Origin of the sequence: Streptomyces laurentii, assembly GCF_040635425.1 — a bacterium.
GTDB lineage: Bacteria > Actinomycetota > Actinomycetes > Streptomycetales > Streptomycetaceae > Streptomyces > Streptomyces laurentii.
Genome location: NZ_JBEYHT010000019.1, coordinates 55,804 through 75,460, shown reverse-complemented (window position 1 = coordinate 75,460; position 19,657 = coordinate 55,804). Strand labels below are relative to the sequence as shown.

At 70.8% G+C, this 19,657-nt stretch carries 16 protein-coding genes and 1 tRNA gene; 8 read left to right on the top strand and 9 right to left on the bottom strand.

From position 1 onward, the window contains the following. Window positions 1–118 precede the first annotated feature (118 nt). A complete protein-coding gene (locus ABZ693_RS14955; protein ID WP_359876488.1) occupies window positions 119–3,742 on the top strand; it encodes an AAA family ATPase in 3,624 nt (1,207 codons plus the stop codon). Window positions 3,743–3,881: 139 nt separating this feature from the next. On the opposite strand, the gene ABZ693_RS14950 is transcribed toward ABZ693_RS14955, so the two are convergent. Continuing rightward, window positions 3,882–3,965, bottom strand: a tRNA-Leu gene (locus ABZ693_RS14950). A gap of 588 nt (window positions 3,966–4,553) precedes the next feature. Here ABZ693_RS14950 and ABZ693_RS14945 point away from each other — a divergent pair. The 6 genes from ABZ693_RS14945 to pknB all read left to right on the top strand — a co-directional run bounded on the left by ABZ693_RS14945 (window position 4,554) and on the right by pknB (window position 12,781). Further along, window positions 4,554–5,372 (top strand): FHA domain-containing protein, encoded by an 819-nt coding sequence (locus tag ABZ693_RS14945; RefSeq protein ID WP_359876486.1) that lies wholly within the window; start codon window positions 4,554–4,556, stop codon window positions 5,370–5,372. A 10-nt stretch (window positions 5,373–5,382) separates the two neighbouring features. Then, window positions 5,383–5,904, top strand: a complete 522-nt coding sequence (locus tag ABZ693_RS14940; protein WP_359876484.1) for an FHA domain-containing protein FhaB/FipA — start codon at window positions 5,383–5,385, stop codon at window positions 5,902–5,904. 185 nt (window positions 5,905–6,089) lie between these two features. After that, window positions 6,090–7,562 carry a PP2C family protein-serine/threonine phosphatase gene (locus ABZ693_RS14935; protein WP_359876482.1) on the top strand — a complete coding sequence of 491 codons (1,473 nt, stop codon included), beginning with the start codon at window positions 6,090–6,092 and terminating at the stop codon, window positions 7,560–7,562. 36 nt (window positions 7,563–7,598) lie between these two features. Beyond that, window positions 7,599–9,041: an FtsW/RodA/SpoVE family cell cycle protein gene (locus tag ABZ693_RS14930; RefSeq protein ID WP_359876480.1), complete on the top strand. Its 1,443-nt coding sequence runs from the start codon at window positions 7,599–7,601 to the stop codon at window positions 9,039–9,041. After that, window positions 9,038–10,504, top strand: coding sequence for a peptidoglycan D,D-transpeptidase FtsI family protein (locus ABZ693_RS14925; protein ID WP_359876478.1), 1,467 nt, complete (start codon window positions 9,038–9,040; stop codon window positions 10,502–10,504). Before ABZ693_RS14930 ends, ABZ693_RS14925 begins: the two co-directional genes overlap by 4 nt. Before the next feature lie 303 nt (window positions 10,505–10,807). After that, the gene (gene pknB, locus ABZ693_RS14920) at window positions 10,808–12,781 is read left to right on the top strand and encodes a Stk1 family PASTA domain-containing Ser/Thr kinase (RefSeq protein ID WP_359876476.1); all 1,974 of its coding nucleotides are present in this window, start codon (window positions 10,808–10,810) and stop codon (window positions 12,779–12,781) included. Window positions 12,782–12,848: 67 nt separating this feature from the next. Here pknB and ABZ693_RS14915 read toward each other — a convergent pair whose 3' ends face one another. From ABZ693_RS14915 to ABZ693_RS14890, 6 genes are all read right to left on the bottom strand, one after another. Next, complete coding sequence (locus ABZ693_RS14915; RefSeq protein WP_359876474.1) at window positions 12,849–13,541, bottom strand: class E sortase; 693 nt, start codon at window positions 13,539–13,541, stop codon at window positions 12,849–12,851. 39 nt (window positions 13,542–13,580) lie between these two features. Continuing rightward, window positions 13,581–14,876, bottom strand: a complete 1,296-nt coding sequence (locus ABZ693_RS14910) for a class E sortase (RefSeq protein WP_359876472.1) — start codon at window positions 14,874–14,876, stop codon at window positions 13,581–13,583. Then, window positions 14,873–15,511, bottom strand: coding sequence for an aminodeoxychorismate/anthranilate synthase component II (locus tag ABZ693_RS14905; protein ID WP_359876470.1), 639 nt, complete (start codon window positions 15,509–15,511; stop codon window positions 14,873–14,875). Before ABZ693_RS14905 ends, ABZ693_RS14910 begins: the two co-directional genes overlap by 4 nt. Continuing rightward, on the bottom strand, window positions 15,508–15,669 hold the full coding sequence (locus ABZ693_RS14900) for a hypothetical protein (protein ID WP_169092881.1): 162 nt from the start codon (window positions 15,667–15,669) through the stop codon (window positions 15,508–15,510). The genes ABZ693_RS14905 and ABZ693_RS14900 overlap by 4 nt, the downstream gene beginning before the upstream one ends. A 64-nt stretch (window positions 15,670–15,733) precedes the next feature. Continuing rightward, window positions 15,734–16,438: a class E sortase gene (locus tag ABZ693_RS14895; RefSeq protein WP_359876468.1), complete on the bottom strand. Its 705-nt coding sequence runs from the start codon at window positions 16,436–16,438 to the stop codon at window positions 15,734–15,736. Window positions 16,439–16,499: 61 nt separating this feature from the next. Continuing rightward, window positions 16,500–17,267 (bottom strand): DUF881 domain-containing protein, encoded by a 768-nt coding sequence (locus tag ABZ693_RS14890; RefSeq protein WP_359876466.1) that lies wholly within the window; start codon window positions 17,265–17,267, stop codon window positions 16,500–16,502. A 150-nt stretch (window positions 17,268–17,417) separates the two neighbouring features. Between ABZ693_RS14890 and crgA the strand changes: the two genes are divergently transcribed. Then, window positions 17,418–17,672, top strand: coding sequence for a cell division protein CrgA (crgA, locus tag ABZ693_RS14885; RefSeq protein WP_359876464.1), 255 nt, complete (start codon window positions 17,418–17,420; stop codon window positions 17,670–17,672). Window positions 17,673–17,974: 302 nt separating this feature from the next. Here crgA and ABZ693_RS14880 read toward each other — a convergent pair whose 3' ends face one another. Next, the gene (locus ABZ693_RS14880) at window positions 17,975–18,841 is read right to left on the bottom strand and encodes a rhomboid family intramembrane serine protease (protein ID WP_359876462.1); all 867 of its coding nucleotides are present in this window, start codon (window positions 18,839–18,841) and stop codon (window positions 17,975–17,977) included. A 236-nt stretch (window positions 18,842–19,077) separates the two neighbouring features. Beyond that, window positions 19,078–19,605 (bottom strand): peptidylprolyl isomerase, encoded by a 528-nt coding sequence (locus ABZ693_RS14875; RefSeq protein ID WP_359876460.1) that lies wholly within the window; start codon window positions 19,603–19,605, stop codon window positions 19,078–19,080. Window positions 19,606–19,657: the final 52 nt, after the last annotated feature.

Sequence of the window (19,657 nt, the reverse complement as noted above, 5' to 3'; positions counted from 1 at the left end):
TCCCGAGAACTGTTGTGCTGACTGTTCGTCACCATCCGCTCTCTGATAGTTGTTTCAGCGGGGTACGTGCACGGGCCCGGGGCAGCCGCCCTCCGGCGCTGCAGGGAGGACGACGTACATGGGCGCCACCACACGGGACGAGGTCCTCGCCGTCGAGCAGCGGGCGGTGGACCACGCGTACGACTGCTACACCGCGAAACTGGCCGAACTGAGCGGGAGTTCGGCGGCCGGTGCCTCGGCGAGCGGCAAGGACGGCATCGCCAACCGGGCCGCGCAGGAGGCACGCGCCGCCGCCTACGGGGGACTCGGCGACGAATCCCTCGTCTTCGCGCGCGTGGACGCGCCCGAGGAACCCGGAGCCGAACCCCGCCCCTGGTACGTCGGCCGCCGCAGCGTGCACGACGCCGCGCACGAGCCGGTGGTCCTGCTGTGGACCAGCCCGCTCGCGAAGAAGTGGACGGAGGCCCGGCCCGAGAGCCCGGGCGAGGTGGTCCTGCGACGCCGGCTGCGCTGCGTCCAGCGCCTCGTCGAGGGCTACTTCGACGAGATCGCGTCAGCCCGAGCCGTACCCGCCAACCCCTCCGTGCCGGACCTGCCGCCCGTACCGGACATGCCCTCCATGCCGTCCGTACCCGAGCCCCGCCGGTCCGACGACGACACCCGCGACCGTACGGAGAGTCCCGGCGAGGCGCCCGTCCCCGCCCCGGCCCACGCGAAACCGCGCACGCCCGCCCCCTCGGCGCCCACGCCCGCACCCGAACCCACCCCCGTACCGACCCCCGGCGACCTGGCCCGGCGCGTACGCGTTCGCCAACGGCCGCTCCAGCCCGACGACTTCCTGCTGCGCGAACTCCAGCGCTCCCGCAGCGGCCGGATGCGCGACATCGTCGAGACCATCCGCCGCGACCAGATGGACCTGGTCACCGGCTCCCCCGCGGACATCCTCGTCGTCCAGGGCGGCCCCGGCACCGGAAAGTCCGCGGTCGGCCTGCACCGCGTGACCTGGCTCGTCGACAACGCGCACTTCAAGGCGCAGGACATCCTCGTCATCGGGCCCCACCAGCGGTTCCTCGACTACGTCGGCCAGGTCCTGCCCACCCTCGGCACCCGGGACGTCAACACCGTCCAGCTGGACCGCCTGTGGGAGGGCGAGATCCGCGGCACGGACTCCCCGCGGGCCCGGATCGTGAAGTCCGACGACCGCATGGCGGCCGTCCTGCGCCGCCGCGTCGAACACGACTACCGGCCCGAAGCCCTCGACGACCTCACCGTCGCGCCCGCCTTCGAGGGCGACGAACCCGCCGTCGTCGTCACCGCCGGCAGCACCACCCTGCGCGTCCCCCGCTCCGCGGTCCTCGCCCTCCTCGACCAGGCCCACGGCGGCGACGGCCCCTACCGGGAACGCCGCGACCGCTTCCGCGGCCTCCTCGTCGACCGCCTCCTCCAGGAACTCGCCGAGATCGCGCCCCGGCGCGGGCAGACCGGCACCATCCGCCGCGACCTGGAACGCAACCGCCGGGTCGAGCGCCTCGTCGAACGCGTCTGGCCGTCCCCCGGTCCCCGCGAGGCCCTGCGCACCCTCTACGACTCGCCCGACCTCCTGCGCGCCTGCGCCGACGGCCTCCTCGACGACACCGAGCAGGCCGCCCTGCTGCGTCCCCGTGCCGCCAGCGCCGACGCCGACCCGTGGACCCTCGACGACCGCGTCTGCCTCGAAGAACTCCGCGTCCTCGTCAGCGGCGACACCCCGCGCCGTTACGGGCACATCGTGATCGACGAGGCCCAGGACCTCACCCCCATGCAGGCCCGCGCCCTGCGCCGGCGCTGCGCGGTGGGCGGCTCCATGACGGTGCTCGGCGACCTGGCGCAGGCCACCGGGCCTCACCTCCCGGCGAGTTGGGACCGCACCGGAGCGCTCCTGTCCGACGACGGCGACTGGCGCGTGGCCGAACTCCACACCAGCTACCGCGTCCCCGCCGAGATCATGGAGTTCGTCGCCCCGCTCGCGCACGCCGTCGCGCCCGGCCTGCCCTACCCGCAGGCCGTACGGGAAGCGGGCGAGGACGCCGTACGGACGCTGGAGACCGGGCCGTGGAAGCTCCTCGACGACACCGTCGCCCAGGTGTCCCGCCTGGTCGGCACCAGCGACGGCAGCACCCCGCGGTCCGTCGCCGTCATCGTCCCCGACGACTCGGACTGGCTGGACGCCATCACCCGCAGGATCGACGAGGACGAGGGCATCGGCGAACGGCACCGCGAGGCCGTGTCCGTACTCGCCGCCGCCCAGGCCAAGGGCATGGAGTACGACCACGTCCTGGTCGTCGAACCCGCCACCATCGCCGACCGCGGCCCGGCCGGACTGCGCCAGCTGTACGTGGCCCTCACCCGCAGCACCCAGAGCCTGACCGTCCTGCACACCGCCCCGCTCCCCGAGGCCCTGACCCGCCCCGTGGAACCCCCGGAGCCCCCGGAGCCCCCGACACCGACCGCACCCGAGGGCCAGGCCGAGAACCCGGCCGAAGACCCGACCGGACGGCTTCCGCGCATCGGCACGGACATCCGGGTCGAGGTCGTCGACCGGGCCCCCGGCGGCCGCTACAAGGTCAGGCCGCTGTCCCCCGTCCTCGACCGGCCCCTGGTCCTCACCGTCCGCCACGGCTCCGTACCGCCACGCCGGGGCGAGCGGCTGGACTGCTGGGTCTTCGCCAACGAGTCGAACCAGACCGTGCTCACCGCCGACCAGCGCGGCCGGTCACCCGTCTCGGAACGGATGGCGGGCCGCTACGCCGAGGCACTCGGCGTCCTCGACGAACTCGCCGCGCCCACCACGCCCACCACGCCCACCGCACCCACCACGCCCACCGCACCCACCGCGCACAGCGACGGGGCCGGCCCGGCGGGCGAGGTGACCGACGCCCGCGGCCGTCTCTCCGAACTCCAGGGCATGGCCAACCGCGTCCTGCGCCGCGACCAGGCCGACTGGGTCGACGTCCTGCACCTGCTCGGCGACCCCGACCGGGACGACCTGAACGCCCTGCGCGACCTCGCCGCGACGGCCAACCGCGCCCTCAAGGACGGCACGTTCGACGCGGGCCGCCTCGCGGCGGACCTGGCGGCCTCCGGCTGGGCGGCGCCCCTCGCCGACGCGCGCCGCGCCCTTCAGGCCCGTACCGCCGCCGCGGCGGACCCGACGACACCCGACGACGCGGCCCCCGAGCAGAAGGACAACGCAGACATGACCACCGCGGGCACCTCCCCGGCCGCACCTGCCACGACGGCCACACCCGCCACACCCGCCACCGCGGCCACGCCGACCATCGAAGCGGGCCTCCTCGGCCTGCTGGAGACGGCGGCCGGCACCGACCGCACCTTCAAGAAGCACGAGGCGGTCCGCCACGCCCTGAAGGCCTCCCTGCTCTGGGCCGACCTCCAGCCCTCCGACTCCGCGATCGTCGACGTCAGTTGCGTCACTCCGCACGGCCTCTTCCTGTACGAGGCGCTCGGCGCCGGCCACGCCACGTACGCCGACCTGCGCGCCGGCGCGACCCGGCTGCTCGAGATCAACCACACCCTGCCCGCCCCGGCCGACCGGCTCTTCCTGGTCCTGCCCGAACCGCCCGCCGAGACCTGGTCCGTGGGCACGCTGCGCGACGTCTTCCACGTCCACGTCATCTGGAGCACCCCCACCGGCGGCTGGGACGGCGAACGCATCGGCCTCGCCCTGGGCTCCGCCGCCGAGTGACACCACGTCCGGAGGGAGCCTGCCCGGCTCCCTCCGCCGGCCACCCCCGCCGCGGGAAAACGACATCCCGGCTCCGGGAAGAGAACGTCCGGGAAAACGAGAAGCGGTCAGCATCTCACGATGCCGACCGCTTCATCTGTGCGCGAGGGGGGAGTTGAACCCCCACGCCCTTTCGGGCACTGGAACCTGAATCCAGCGCGTCTGCCTATTCCGCCACCCGCGCATTGGGTGGTCTCCCGGCTCCCTCACCTTTCGGTTCGTTTGCCTGGCGACATCTGAAGATTAGCACGTCGGAGGCGGTGGATTCACATCCGTTGTCCGGACCCCCTCCCGGAGCCTCCGCAGGCCCGGGACACGACACGGATCACGTCACGGATCACGACCGATCGCAACGGATCAATACAGAGCCGGAGGCGAGGACGAGTCAGGGGGAGGTCAGGGACGCCCCTGGCGGAAATCAGGGGAAACCGGAGAGAGAGGCCGAGCGTCCCGGGGGAGGAAACGGGGAGAAGCAGGGAAGAAGCGACAGCGGCCCGCCGGCGGACCGGGAGGAAGGGGACGGCGTACGGGGAAAGGTGAGACAGCCGACGTGCGGGGAGCCCTCCTGCTCGGGGCCCCGGTGCGGGACACTGTCCGCAGGCCCCCTCTACGATCCGTGGGGAAGGCCCGCCGAAGTCTGCGAAGTCTGCGGAAGGTCTGTGAGAGAGGTGACACTCGTCCACAGGGCAGAGAAGGGGAACCAGCCGATTTCCCGACGCGTGGATACGATCAGTAAGCAGTACCAGGACGACAGCGCCGGAGGAGGTGCCCCATGGGAGTCATGAAGAGGTTCGAGCAGCGACTCGAAGGTCTGGTCAACGGCACCTTCGCGAAGGTGTTCAAGTCCGAGGTCCAGCCCGTAGAGATCGCCGGCGCGCTCCAGCGCGAGTGCGACAACAACGCGACGATCTGGAACCGCGAGCGGACCGTCGTCCCCAACGACTTCATCGTGGAGCTGAGCGCGCCGGACTACGAGCGCCTCAGCCCCTACTCGGGCCAGCTCGGCGACGAGCTCGCCGGCCTGGTCAGGGATTACGCCAAGCAGCAGCGCTACACCTTCATGGGACCGATCAAGGTCCACCTGGAGAAGGCCGGCGACCTCGACACCGGGCTGTACCGGGTGCGCAGCCGCACCCTCGCGTCGAGCACCTCGCAGCAGCAGCCTCCCGCCGGCCAGCAGCAGCCGCCCGGCGGCTACGGCTACCCGCCCCGGTCTCCCGCCGCGCCGCCGATGCCGGCTTCCCCGCCGCCCGGCGCCCCGGCCATGCCCGCGCACCGTCCGCCGTCCCCCACCACGGGCGGCGGCGGCCAGCCGCGGCGCTGGATCGAGATCAACGGCACCAGGCACCAGATTTCTCGCCCGACCCTGGTCCTCGGCCGCAGCACCGACGCGGACGTGAGGATCGACGATCCCGGCGTTTCCCGCCGGCACTGCGAGATCCGGACCGGAACGCCCTCGACGATCGCGGATCTCGGGTCCACCAACGGCATCGTGGTGGACGGGCAACACACGACCCACGCTACGCTCCGCGACGGCTCGCGGATCGTCGTGGGCAGCACCACCATCGTTTACCGGCAAGCCGAAGGGTGAAGCGGGGGCAATGTCAGAGCTGACCCTGACGGTCATGCGGCTGGGTTTCCTGGCCGTTCTGTGGCTGTTCGTCATCGTGGCCGTCCAGGTCATTCGTAGCGACCTGTTCGGCACGCGGGTCACCCAGCGCGGTTCCCGCCGCCAGGAGGCACGGCCGCAACAGGCCGGCCGCCAGGCCGCGCCCCCGCAGCAACGGGGTGCCCAGCAGAACGCGGGGGGCGGGCGGCAGCGCCGCGGCGCCCCGACCAAACTCGTCGTCTCCGAGGGCACCCTCACCGGCACGACGGTCGCCCTCCAGGGGCAGACCATCACGCTGGGCCGGGCCCATGACTCGACGATCGTGCTGGACGACGACTACGCCTCCAGCCGGCACGCCCGGATCTATCCGGACCGGGACGGTCAGTGGATCGTCGAGGACCTCGGGTCCACGAACGGCACGTATCTCGACCGGACCCGTCTCACCACCGCCACACCGATTCCGCTGGGCGCGCCGATCCGCATCGGCAAGACCGTCATCGAGCTGCGGAAGTAGTGCGACATCATGAATAAGTGCGAGCGGAGCGAGCGCGCCCGGAGGGTCCTGCCGACGGGCCGGATCGCCGTGCGCGCGGCAGCCCGGGCAGCGGGCCAGGGCGGGCACGGACTCCCGACCGGAGGGTGGGCAGTGTGGCTCGAGACCGGCGGCACCCCCAGGCGGCGCCGACAGGGCAGGTGGGCATGAGTCTTTCACTGCGTTTCGCCGCGGGCTCGCACAAGGGCATGATCCGCGAGGGCAACGAGGACTCCGGTTACGCCGGTCCCCGGCTGCTCGCGATCGCCGACGGCATGGGCGGCCAGGCCGCCGGCGAGGTCGCCTCGTCCGAGGTGATCTCGACGCTGGTGACGCTCGACGACGACGTCCCCGGCTCCGACATCCTCACCTCGCTCGGCACCGCGGTGGTCCGCGCCCACGACCAGCTGCGGATGATGATCGAGGAGGACCCCCAGCTGGAGGGCATGGGCACCACGCTCACCGCCCTGCTGTGGACCGGTCAGCGCCTCGGTCTCGTGCACGTCGGCGACTCGCGCGCGTACCTGCTGCGCGACGGCGTGCTCACCCAGATCACGCAGGACCACACCTGGGTGCAGCGGCTCGTCGACGAGGGCCGGATCACCGAGGAGGAGGCCACCACGCACCCGCAGCGTTCGCTGCTGATGCGCGCGGTCGGCACCGGCGACCACGTCGAACCGGATCTGTCGATCCGTGAGGTGCGGTCCGGCGACCGGTATCTGGTCTGCTCCGACGGCCTGTCCGGCGTCGTGTCGCACCAGACCCTCGAGGAGACGCTCGCGGGCTACCACGGCCCGCAGGAGACCGTGCAGGAGCTGATCCAGCTCGCGCTGCGCGGCGGCGGCCCCGACAACATCACGGTGATCATCGCCGACGTCTTCGATGTCGACGCCGGTGACACCCTCTCCGGACACTTCAGCAGCGACACCCCGGTCATCGTGGGTGCCGTCGCCGAGAACCAGCAGCAGCTGCACGACGGCGGCGCCATGCACACGCCCGCGGGCCGCGCCTCCGGGCTCGGCCGGCCGGCGCACCAGCAGCCCCCGGCCGGCGGCTTCGGCCCGCCCGGCAGCGGCGACGACCACGGCTACGGCGGGATGCCCCCGCAGGGCTCGTTCGATTCGTACACGGACGAGGACTTCGTCAAGCCGCGCTCGGCCGCCCGCACCTGGTTCACGCGCTCGTTCTTCCTCGTGCTCGCCCTCGCCGTCGTCGGCGGCGGTCTGTACGGCGGATACCGCTGGACGCAGACGCAGTACTACGTGGGGTCGAAGGACGACCATGTGGCGCTGTACCAGGGCATCAGCCAGGAGCTGGGCTGGGTGAAGCTGTCGGAGGTCGAGAGCGACCACCCCGAGATCGAACTCAAGTACCTGCCCGCGTACCAGCGCAAGCAGGTCGAGAAGACCATCGCGGGCGGGACCCTCGGCAAGGCTCAGACGCGGATCGCCGAGCTGTCGCTCCAGGCGTCGGCCTGCAAGAAGACCGAGCAGCGCCGCAAGGCGGCGGCGGACACCGCGGAGAACGCGAGCCCCAAGCCGCCGACCGGCGACGACAAGTCCAAGGCGGCCACGCCGTCCCCGGGACCGACCCTGTCCGCGGAGGAGCAGAAGCTGGCCTCGAACTGCGGCAAGCAGTAAGCAGACCCGCAGACCCGTAGGGGGCCTTTCACCACCATGAGCGTTGTCACCAACACGACCACCATCGGCGCCATCGAGGCGCCGAGCCGGCGCAACACCGAGCTGGTGCTGCTCGCCTTCGCCGTCGTCATCCCGGTGTTCGCGTACCTGAACGTCGGTCTGGCGATCGACGGCAAGGTACCGGCCGGCATGCTCGGCTACGGAGCCGGCCTCACTCTCCTCGCGGGCGTGGCGCATCTCGTGGTGCGCAAGTGGGCCCCGTACGCGGACCCGCTGCTGCTGCCGCTCGCGACGCTGCTCAACGGCATGGGCCTGGTGCTGATCTGGCGGCTCGACCAGTCGCCGCGGCTGATCGACCTGGCGAAGCGCTCGTACGGCACCTTCAACCCGTCCGCGCCCAACCAGATGATGTACTCGGCCATCGGCATCGCCATGCTCGTGGGCGTGCTGCTGCTCCTGAAGGACCACCGCGTCCTCCAGCGCTACACGTACATCTCCATGGTCGCGGCGCTCGTCCTGCTGCTGCTGCCACTCGTCCCGGGCCTCGGCGCGGACGTCTTCGGCGCCAAGATCTGGATCCGCGTCGGCGGTTTCTCCATCCAGCCCGGCGAGTTCGCCAAGCTGGTCCTCGCGGTCTTCTTCTCCGGCTACCTGATGGTGAAGCGCGACGCGCTCGCCCTCGCCAGCCGCCGCTTCATGGGGCTCTACCTGCCGCGTGGCCGTGACCTCGGTCCGATCCTCACGATCTGGGCGGTCAGCCTTCTCATCCTGGTCTTCGAGAACGACCTCGGTACGTCGCTGCTCTTCTTCGGCATGTTCGTGATCATGCTGTACGTGGCGACCGAGCGGACCAGCTGGATCGTCATGGGTCTGCTGATGGCCGTGGCGGGCGCCGTGGCCGTCGGCTCGACGGCGAGCCACGTGCAGTCCCGTGTCGCGGCCTGGATCGACCCGTTCGAGTGCCTGAAGACGGCCCCCGAGGGGTCCAACATGGCCTATGCCTGCGACCAGATGACGCAGGTTCTGATGTCCTTCGGCTCCGGCGGCATCCTCGGCACCGGCCTGGGCGAGGGCAATTCCGACCTCATCGGCTTCGCCGCCAACTCCGACTTCATCTTCGCCACCGTCGGCGAGGAGCTCGGTCTGGCCGGCGTCATGGTCTTCCTGCTGCTGTACGGCCTGATCATCGAGCGCGGCGTCCGCACCTCCCTCGCGGCCCGCGACCCGTTCGGCAAGCTCCTCGCGATGGGTCTGTCGGGCGCGTTCGCCCTCCAGGTCTTCGTCGTCGCCGGCGGTGTGATGGGCCTCATCCCGCTGACCGGTATGACGATGCCGTTCCTCGCCTACGGTGGTTCGTCCGTGATCGCCAACTGGGCGCTGATCGGCATCCTCATCCGTATCAGCGACACCGCGCGCCGCCCCGCGCCGTCCCCCGCCCCGAACCCCGACGCCGAGATGACCCAGGTGGTCCGTCCGTGAACAAGCCGCTGCGCCGGGTCGCGATCTTCTGCGGCCTGCTGGTCCTCGCCCTTCTCGTACGGGACAACTGGCTCCAGTACGTCCGCGCCGACGAGCTGAACGCGCACCCGAAGAACAAGCGGGTGCAGATCGAGCGGTACGCCAGCGAGCGGGGCAACATCATCGTCAACGGCAAGCCGATCACCGGCTCCGCCAACTCGGGCGACACGTACTACCAGTTCAAGCGGACGTACGTGGACGGCCCGATGTGGGCGCCGGTGACGGGCTACGCCTCGCAGGCCTTCGACGCCAGCCAGATCGAGAAGATCGAGGACGGCATCCTCACCGGCAACGACGACCGGCTCTTCTTCGACCGCACCCTGTCGATGTTCACCGGGGAGAAGAAGCGCGGCGGCGACGTCGTCACCACCCTGAACGCGGCCGCGCAGAAGGCCGCCTTCAAGGGCCTCGGCTCCAAGACGGGCGCGGTCGTCGCCCTCGAACCGTCGACCGGCAAGGTCCTCGCGCTCGCCTCCACCCCGTCGTACGACCCGGGTTCCTTCTCCGGCTACCACGACAAGGACGCCAAGGCCTGGCAGGCGCTGGAGCAGGACAAGAACAAGCCCAAGCTGAACCGCGCGCTGCGCGAGATCTACCCGCCCGGTTCCGTCTTCAAGGTCGTGACGGCCGCGGCGGCGCTGGAGAGCGGCAAGATCACCGACATCAACGCGGCGACCGACACGCCCGAGGGCTGGAAGATCCCGCTGTCCACCAAGCCGATGGTGAACCACGCGAACGGCTGCGCCAACGCCAGCCTCAACGAGGCGCTGCGGGTCTCCTGCAACTCGGTGTTCGCGAAGCTCGGCGACGATGTCGGCCGGGACAAGATGGTGGAGACGGCCGAGAAGTTCGGCTTCAACGAGCAGCAGTTCATGCCGGTCCGCGCCGAGGCCTCGGTGTACGACAAGAAGGCCGACCGCGGCGGTAACGCGCTCTCGTCGATCGGCCAGTTCAACACGGCGACCACCCCGCTGCAGATGGCCATGGTGACGGCCGCGATCGCCAACGACGGCAAGCTGATGAAGCCGTACATGGTGGACGAGCTGCGCGCGCCGAGCACCGAGCTGATCAAGAAGACCGAGCCGGAGGAGATGAGCCGCCCGGTCTCGCAGAAGAACGCCCAGCTGATCCAGCAGATGATGGAGAACGTCGTCAGCACCGGTACCGGCACCAACGCCGATCTGGGGATGCCCGGGATGAAGGTCGGCGGCAAGACGGGTACGGCGCAGCACGGCGAGCAGAACTCCAAGCGGCCGTACGCGTGGTTCATCGCGTACGCCAAGAGCGCTCAGGGTTCCCCGGTCGCGGTCGCCGTGATCGTCGAGGACTCGGAAGGCACGAACCGTGAGGACATCACCGGTGGCGGTCTGGCGGCGCCGATCGCCAAGGCCGTGATGAAGGCGGTCGTGAAGAGCGGAAGCTGACGTTCCGGCCTTCCGGACTTTCCGGACCTTTCGGAAAGTCCGGACCTTCCGGCCCGGATCGTGACCGACGTTACGGCGTACGGCCCGCCGGACCGGACCGCGGACCACGACACGGGCCGCGACCTGGGAAGGTTCCGTTCCGGAATCCTCCGGGGAGCGGGCCGGGGCGTGTACCGGTCGGGTATCAGGTGCCCGTCTACGGGCGAAGCGCCACCCCGCGGCCGGTAGCGTATGCGCGAACAGCACACACCGCCGGACCACACACGGGTGCGGTCGGGACAGACGGAGAGGGCTGGATTACCTATGGAAGAGCCGCGTCGCCTCGGCGGCCGGTACGAGCTGGGCTCGGTGCTCGGCCGTGGTGGCATGGCCGAGGTGTACCTCGCGCACGACACCCGGCTCGGCCGCACCGTCGCCGTGAAGACGTTGCGGGTCGACCTCGCCCGTGACCCGTCCTTCCAAGCCCGGTTCCGCCGCGAGGCCCAGTCCGCCGCCTCCCTCAACCACCCGGCGATCGTCGCCGTCTACGACACCGGCGAGGACTACGTCGACGGGGTCTCCATCCCGTACATCGTGATGGAGTACGTCGACGGGTCGACGCTCCGCGAGCTGCTGCACTCCGGGCGCAAGCTGCTGCCCGAGCGCACGCTCGAGATGACCGTCGGCATCCTCCAGGCGCTGGAGTACTCGCACCGCGCCGGCATCGTGCACCGTGACATCAAGCCGGCGAACGTCATGCTGACCCGCACCGGCCAGGTCAAGGTCATGGACTTCGGCATCGCGCGCGCCATGGGCGACGCGGGCATGACCATGACGCAGACGGCCGCGGTGATCGGCACCGCCCAGTACCTCTCCCCGGAGCAGGCCAAGGGCGAACAGGTCGACGCCCGCTCCGACCTCTACTCCACCGGCTGCCTGCTGTACGAACTGCTGACGGTCCGGCCGCCGTTCATCGGCGACTCGCCGGTGGCCGTCGCGTACCAGCACGTACGCGAGGAGCCGCAGCCGCCGAGCAACTTCGACGCCGAGATCACGCCCGAGATGGACGCCATCGTCCTCAAGGCCCTGGTCAAGGACCCCGACTACCGCTACCAGTCCGCCGACGAGATGCGCGCGGACATCGAGGCCTGCCTCGACGGCCGGCCGGTCGCGGCGGCCGCGGGCCTTGGCGCGGGGGCGTACGGCGCGGGCTACGGCGGTTACCCGCCGGAGGACCAGCCGACGGCGGCGCTGCGCCAGGCCCCGGACGCCCAGGGCGCTCCGACCACGATGATGGCCCCGATGCCCGGGGACGACGGCGGATACGGCGGATACGACGACCGCCCGGACCGGCGCCGACAGCAGAAGAAGTCGAACACCTCGACGATACTGCTGGCCGTCGCGGGGGTCCTCGTCCTCGTCGGCGCGATCCTCATCGGCCGTTCGCTCTTCGACACCAAGGACACCCCGGACCAGGTGCCGGTCCCGCAGCTCGTCGGCAAGTCGCTGGACGCCGCGAACGGACTCGCCACGAACTCGCAGGTCAAGGTGCAGCAGAGCGGTTCGGAGCGCTGCGACCAGCCGAAGGGCATGATCTGCAGCCAGGAGCCGGCGTACTCGCCGACCGCGAAGATGGCCGTCGGCGAGACGGTCTCCGTCATCGTCTCCGAGGGCGCCCCGCAGGTCGAGGTCCCCGATGTCGTCGAGCAGTCCCAGTCGCGTGCCGAGGAGCGGCTGCGCGGCCAGGGCTTCAAGGTCGTCGTGAAGTCGGAGGAGTCCGAGCAGGAGTCGGGCAAGGTGCTGCGCCAGAGCCCGGACGGCGGCTCGAAGGCGGAGAAGAACTCCGAGGTCACGATCACCGTGTCCAAGAAGAAGCAGACCACGCTCCCGGACGTCGTCGGCCGTGAGGTCAACCAGGCGACCGCGGACCTGGCCACGCTCGGGTTCGCGAACGTGGGCCGGCAGGACGTCGACTCGGAGCAGCCCGCGGGCACCGTCGTCGGGATGACTCCGTCGGGCAACACCCCGCAGGCGAAGGACGTCCAGATCACGCTGAAGGTCTCCAAGGGCCCGCAGCAGCCGGCCGGGACGCCCGTCCCGCCGGTCACGGGCATGACCGTGGACGCGGCGCGCGCCATCCTGGCGGCCGCCGGCTTCCAGCTCAACGTCGACGGTCCGGGCGACGGCAACGCGCTGATCAAGGACCAGGAGCCGAAGGCGGGTCAGCCGGGCCAGCCCAACCAGGTGGTCACGGTGAAGACGGACAAGCCCCAGGGCGGCGGCTGGTTCGGCCAGTAGGCCCCGCCCCGCGTACGCGTGAGCCCCGGTATCCGACACGGATACCGGGGCTCACGCGTACGCGGCGTCAGGAGCGGAGTTCGGCCGGCGGGGTGCGTTTGGCGTCGACCTTCTCGGTGCGGACCAGTTCGCCCCAGACGATGTAGCGGAAGTCCGAGGTGTACATCGGCGTGCAGGTCGTGAGGGTGATGTAGCGGCCCGGCTTGGTCTTGCCGGATTCCTTGGGGACCGGCTGGAGGACGTCCACGTTGTACTTCGTGGTCTCCGGGAGGGTGTCGTAGACCTTGTAGATGTACCAGGTGTCCCGGGATTCGAAGACGATCGGATCGCCGTTCTTCAGCTTGTGGATGTTGTGGAACTTCGCGCCGTGCCCGTCGCGGTGCGCGGCGAGCGTGAAGTTCCCCTGCTTGTCCTGCGGCAGCGCGGACTTGAGGGGCTCGGTGTAGTAGCCGGCGGCGCCGCCGTTGAGGACCTCGGTGTCGGTGCCCTTCTTGACGAGCACCTCGCCGTTGTCCATGGCGGGCACGTGCAGGAAGCCGATGCCGCCCTTTATGTCGAGCGCCCCGGGGCCCGCGGTGGTGCCCCCGGCGGCCCACTGGTCGCGGACCTTGGCGCCTTCCTTGTGGGCGGCCCGGTCGGCGATGACGTTCGTCCACCACAGGGAGTAGACGACGAAGAGGCCGAGGATCAGACCCGCGGTGATGAGGAGTTCGCCGAAGACGCTGATGATCCCGGCGATCCGGTTGCGCGCACGTGCCACGAGGTCGTCCCGTCCGAAGTGGTGGTCTCGGTGTGGGGATCAGCCTACGAGCGCGGCGGGCTTCCCCTTGCTGCGCGGCCGCTCGTCGGCGAGCTGTCCCCACACGATCATGCGGTACGTGCTCGTGAATTCGGGGGTGCACGTCGTCAGCGTGATGTAGCGGCCCGGTTTGGTGAAGCCGGACTGCTTGGGCACGGGGTCGATGACCGAGACGTTCGACGGCGCGGTCTGCGGCAGGATGCTGGTCATCTTGTACGTGTAGTACGCGTCGCGGGTCTCGACCACGATGGGGTCGCCGGGCTTGAGCTGGTTGATGTAACGGAACGGCTCGCCATGGGTGTTGCGGTGACCGGCGACGGAGAAGTTGCCCTGTTTGTCGGCGGGCATGGCGGTCTTGAGACGGCCTTCGCCGTAGTGGCCGACCATGCCCTTGTCGAGGACGGCGGTCTTGCTGATGCCCTCGGCGACGGGGACGACCACGTCCAGCTTGGGGATGTACATGATGGCGAAGCCCTTGCCGGGTTCGAAGGCGCCCGGAGCGCCGCTGTCGCCGCCCTGGTCCCAGGAGTTCTCGATCTCCGCCTTGGCCTTGTCGGTCTGCTGGCCGGCCCGGATGTTCGTCCACCACAGCTGGTAGGTGACGAAGAGCAGCATCACGACGCCGAAGGTGATGAAGAGTTCGCCGACGCCGCGGCTGAGGACGACGCCGAAGGAGTCCTTGGCGGCGCGGGCGGCCCGGCGGGCCTCCACCCGGGAGAGCGGCCGCTCGGGCGTCGGAGAGGGCTGAGGGGCGGCTGGTGCGGGGGCGGCACGGCCGCCCTTGCGCTTGGCGGCGCGACGGCGTTCGGCCCGGCCGGGTCCGGGGGGCGGCAGCGGCTCGGTGCGTCGTACGGGGGCGGGGGCCGCGGCCTCGCCGAGGGAGCGCAGCGCCATCGTCTCGTCGTCCGGCGGCTCGGCCGCCGGCGCCATGTCGGCTCCGTCATATGCCGGTACGGGCGGGAGCACTTGCGTGGACGCGTAGTCCTGGGCCGGGTCCGGTGCCGGGCTCGGCGTGTCATAGGCCGGGCCGGGATCGGGGGCCGGTATCGGCTCGTACGCGCGCGTGGTCGCGTACGCGGTCTCGTACCCGCCTTGGTACGCGGGCTCGTACGGGGCCTCGTACGCCTCCTGGGGCGCCTGGGGCGTGCCGTAGGCGTCAGGGTCCCCCAGGGGGGCTTCCGGGGCCTGTGCCGCCCCGTAGGGGGCCGCCTGGGCCCCGTACGCCGGCGGGGCGGGATCGGGCTCCGTGTCCTCCGGCGGGTTCGTCGCCCGGAACCACGGCGACCCGGCCGTCACGCGACGGCCTTGCCCACCACCGGCGCGAGTCCCGTCGACCGCGCCACCGCACCCGTGTCGCCGCACCGCTCCAGCCAGTTGGCGAGCATCAGGTGACCGTGCTCGGTGAGCACCGACTCGGGATGGAACTGCACGCCCTCGACGGGCAGTTCGCGGTGACGCAGCCCCATGATGATGCCGTCCTCGGTGCGCGCGGTGACCTCCAGCTCGGCCGGCAGGGCGGCGGGCTCGGCGGCCAGCGAGTGATAGCGGGTGGCGGTGAAGGGCGAGGGCAGTCCGGCGAAGACGCCCTTGCCCTCGTGGGTGACCGGGGAGGTCTTGCCGTGCAGCAGCTCGGGCGCGCGGTCGACCACGCCGCCGTAGGCCACGGCCATCGACTGCATACCGAGGCAGACGCCGAAGACGGGCACGCCGGTGGCGGCGCAGTGGCGCACCATGTCGACGCAGATTCCGGCCTGTTCGGGCGTTCCGGGGCCGGGCGACAGGAGCACGCCGTCGAAGCCGTCCTGCGCGTGCCGCAGCTCCACCTCGTCGTTGCGGAGCACCTCGCACTCGGCACCGAGCTGGTAGAGGTACTGGACGAGGTTGAAGACGAAGCTGTCGTAGTTGTCGACGACGAGAATGCGCGCGCTCACTGACCGTCCACCGTCACGTCGTTGAACGGAAGCAGCGGCTCCGCCCAGGGGAACACGTACTGGAAGAGCGCGTAGACGACCGCGAGGACCAGCACGACCGAGATCAGCGCCTTCACCCAGGCGTTGCCCGGCAGATGCCGCCAGATCCATCCGTACATGACGTCCGACGCCCCTTCCGTTCGTTACGGGGACCAGAGTACGGGTCGCGGGGGCGCTCGGGGGTCAGCCCGCCAAAGCCCGTGGACGGCCTGCCGTGACCGGCTGGGTGGCGTCCAGGTGCGCCCAGACGACCAGCCGGTGGCTGCTGCCCCACTCGGGGTCGCAGGTGGTGAGGGTGAGATAGCGGCCGGGGCCGGTGAAGCCCGATTTCCGGGGGACGGGGTCGATGACACCGATGTCGGTGGGGACGGTCCGGTGGGGCGCGCGGTCGACGCGGTACGTGAACCAGGTCGTCCCGTCGGTGAGGACGACGGCGTCGCCGGGACGCAGCCGGGGGAAGTCCTTGAAGGGGTCGCCGTAGGTGCGGCGGTGGCCGGCGACGGAGAAGTTGCCGGTCTGCCCGAGGCGGGCGGTGCCGGCGTAGTGGCCGAGGCCCTTCTTCAGGGTGCCGGTGCGGGTGCCCTCCAGGACCGGCCACTCCCAGTCGCGGCCGAGGCGCGGGACGTACATGACGGCGAGGCCCTTGCCGTCGGCGTACCGCGCGGGGGCGGGAGCCGGGCCGGGAGCGGGATCCTGCGGCGCGGCGGGCGGGGCGACGTCCGCGGGACGGTCCACCCACTCCTGCTGGAGGGTGTCGAGCTGCCCGGCGACGGCGTCGCCGGCCTGGACGCCCGTCCAGTACAGGAGGTAGCCGACGAAGAGCACGATCAGGGCGCCGACGGTGACGCACAGCTCGCTGAGGGTGCGGATCACCCGTCGCAGCGCCACCGGACCTCCCGGGCGGTCGGCCCGGCGGCGGACGGGCCGGTCGCTCGGGCGGCCGGCCCGGTCAGCTCACGGGCTTCGCGTAGTGGAGGTCCACTGTGCCCGAGTAGCCGGGCAGAGTCATCGCCTTGTGCTCGTCGACTTTCCAGCCGAGCCCGTACGCCTTCACGTACAGCCGGTAGTTCTGGATCGCGGGGGAATCGGCGAGGGCCTTGTTCAGGCGGTCCTGGTCGCCGACGGCGGTGATCTTGTAGGGCGGGGAGTAGACGCGGCCCTGGAGGATCAGGGTGTTGCCGACGCAGCGCACGGCGCTGGTCGAGATGAGCCGCTGGTCCATGACCTTGATGCCCTGGGCGCCGCCCTGCCAGAGGGCGTTCACGACGGCCTGGAGGTCCTGCTGGTGGATGACCAGGTCGTTGGCCTGCGGCTCGGGATAGCCGGGGGCGGCCTGGGCGTTCGGCGGGGCGTCGTTCAGGGTGACGGTGAGGCCGGGGCCGGAGGTCTCGGTGGTGCCGGCGGCGGCCTGCAGGGCGCCGAGCCGCTTGTCCTGGGCGTCGGTGGAGCCGTCGTCGCGGGAGGCGAGGCTGTCGACCTGGCGGCGCAGGGCGGCGGCGGTCTCGTCGAGGCCGGCGTTCTTGTGGCTGCGTTCCTCGATCAGGTCGGAGAGCCGCAGCAGGGACTGGTCGGTGCGGAGGTTGGTGCCCTTCGCGGTGTTGAAGCTGGTCACGAAGATCAGCCCGGCGAGTGCGAAGACGGCAGCCGTCAGCACCCGGACGGGGCGCCACCTGAGGCTTCGGCCCGGCCCGGCGGGAGTGTCGGCGGAATTGCTCAACGTACCCTGATCCCCTTCGGTGCCACGGAAGCACTACGCTAACGGACGCCCGGGGGACGCCGCGGTCCGCTTCGCCGCTTCCGCACGTTCCGCCGGCGCCAGCCCCAGTTCCCTGCGCGGTCACGCAGCGCATCGACAGGAGAGTCCCTCGTGCCGAAGTCACGGATCCGCAAGAAGGCCGACTACACGCCGCCGCCCGCGAAGCAGGCCGCGTCCATCAAGCTGACCAACCGCAGCTGGGTGGCCCCGGTGATGCTGGCGATGTTCGCCATCGGGCTGGTGTGGATCGTGGTCTTCTACGTCACCGACGGCTCCATGCCGGTCGAGTCGCTCAAGAACTGGAATATCGTGGTGGGCTTCGGCTTCATCGCGGCCGGGTTCGGTGTCTCCACCCAGTGGAAGTGACGCTCCCCGCCGCATAGTTATCCACAGCGTTGTGCACAGCACTGGATAACTTACGACGATCTGTGGATAACTCACACCAGGTTGACGCCGGTACGACCGCGAGCCGGTCGATCACTCCTGACTGTGGACACGCCAAGCCCCTCACTTCTACAGCATCACTGCTGGTCAGAGGTGAGGGGCTGAGGCATGTCCCGATCAAAGTGACCCGATCGCCACACACTGTGGATAACTCTGGGGAAAGCTTGCGCTGACGGGCGTCCCCGCGCGTGTCCCTCACCCGGCCCTCCCCCTCGGAGCAGGGCTCAGAGCAGTGCGGCCGTCCGGCTCAGCACCATCCCCAGGACGATCACCAGCACCAGCGCGCACGCCCCGTACTGGACGAGATTCCGCCGGGCCCGCGGCGCGTACACCATGGCCGCCGTCAGCAGGGCGCCCGCCACCAGGCCGCCGACGTGCGCCTCCCAGGAGATGTCGGGCCGGGTGAAGGTGATGAGCAGGTTCAGACCCACGAAGACGACGACCGGCCGCATGTCCGAACGCCGGTGCCGGGCCAGCACCGCCCACGCGCCGAGCAGGCCGTAGACCACCCCGGAGGCACCGAGCGAGGCCTGGGCCGGCGAGGCGAGCAGATAGACCAGCGCCGATCCGGAGAGGCCGGAGAGCAGGGCCAGCGCGGTGAACCGGCCGCGCCCCAGCTCCGGCTCGACGATCCCGCCGACCACCCACAGGCCCATCATGTTGAAGAGGAAGTGGACGATGTCCTGGTGCAGGAACATCGAGGTGACCAGGCGGTACCACTCACCGTCCGCGACCCCCACGACCTCGCCGAGCACCGGGTAGTACGCGTACCCGACCAGGTCCAGCTGGCTCACCAGCCGGTCGCCGGACGCCTGCACCGCCAGGAACAGGGCGAGGTTGAGCGCCATGAGGACCTTGGTGACCGCCCGGCCGTCCGTCCGCAGCCGGCCGCCCGTGAGCGTCTTCGGCTGGTTCGCGCTCGGGGCGTGCCCGGTGCCGGAGCCGCCCCGGACGCAGTCCGGGCACTGGAAGCCGACGGACGCCGGGATCATGCACGTCGGGCAGATCGGCTTCTCGCAGCGGGTGCAGCGGATGCCGGTCTCGACGTCCGGGTGTCGGGAGCAGCGCGGCAGACCGGACTGCACGTCCATGGGGGTCCTCCCGAGGGCGGATGGTGGTGCGGGCGTGACGGGACGGTACGGACCGGGCCCGCGGGCTCGCGCGGCGCCCCGCCCTCCTCCTGACGGATGGGCGGGGCTCAAGGTTCCTGCGCGCCTCTGACCAGCGGTTTTCGACCAGCGGTCGGTGATCGTCGATCGGCGGTCGTCGATCGGCGGTCGGCGGTCGGCGCGCTGGGGGGCGGCCCGCTGCGCTCGGCGGGACTCGGTCAGCGTTCTTCGACGACGACCGAGTGCAGGACGACGTCCTCGACCGGGCGCTCCGTCCGCGGGTTGGTCTCCAGGGCGGCGATCGCGTCCACGACCTTCCGGCTCTCCGCTCCGACGACCTCGCCGAAGATCGTGTGCTTGCGGTTGAGCCAGGTCGCCGCGCCGACCGTGACGAAGAACTGCGAGCCGTTGGTGTTCGGGCCGGCGTTGGCCATCGCGAGCAGATAGGGCCGGTCGAAGAACAGCTCGGGGTGGAACTCGTCGGCGAACTCGTAGCCCGGATCGCCCGTGCCGTTCCCCAGCGGGTCGCCGCCCTGGATCATGAAGCCCTTGATCACCCGGTGGAAGACCGTGCCGTCGTAGAGCGGGGTCGTGGACACCACGCCCGTCGCCGGATGCGTCCACTCGCGCTCGCCGCGGGCGAGCTCGGTGAAGTTCCGGACCGTCTTGGGGGCGTGGAACGGCATCAGCCGGACCTCGATGTCCCCCTTGCTGGTCTTCAGCGTCGCGTACACCTGTCCGGCCACGTCCTGTCGTCCTCCACTGCTCCGGCCCGCTCGGGTCGGCTTCCCGGTCGGC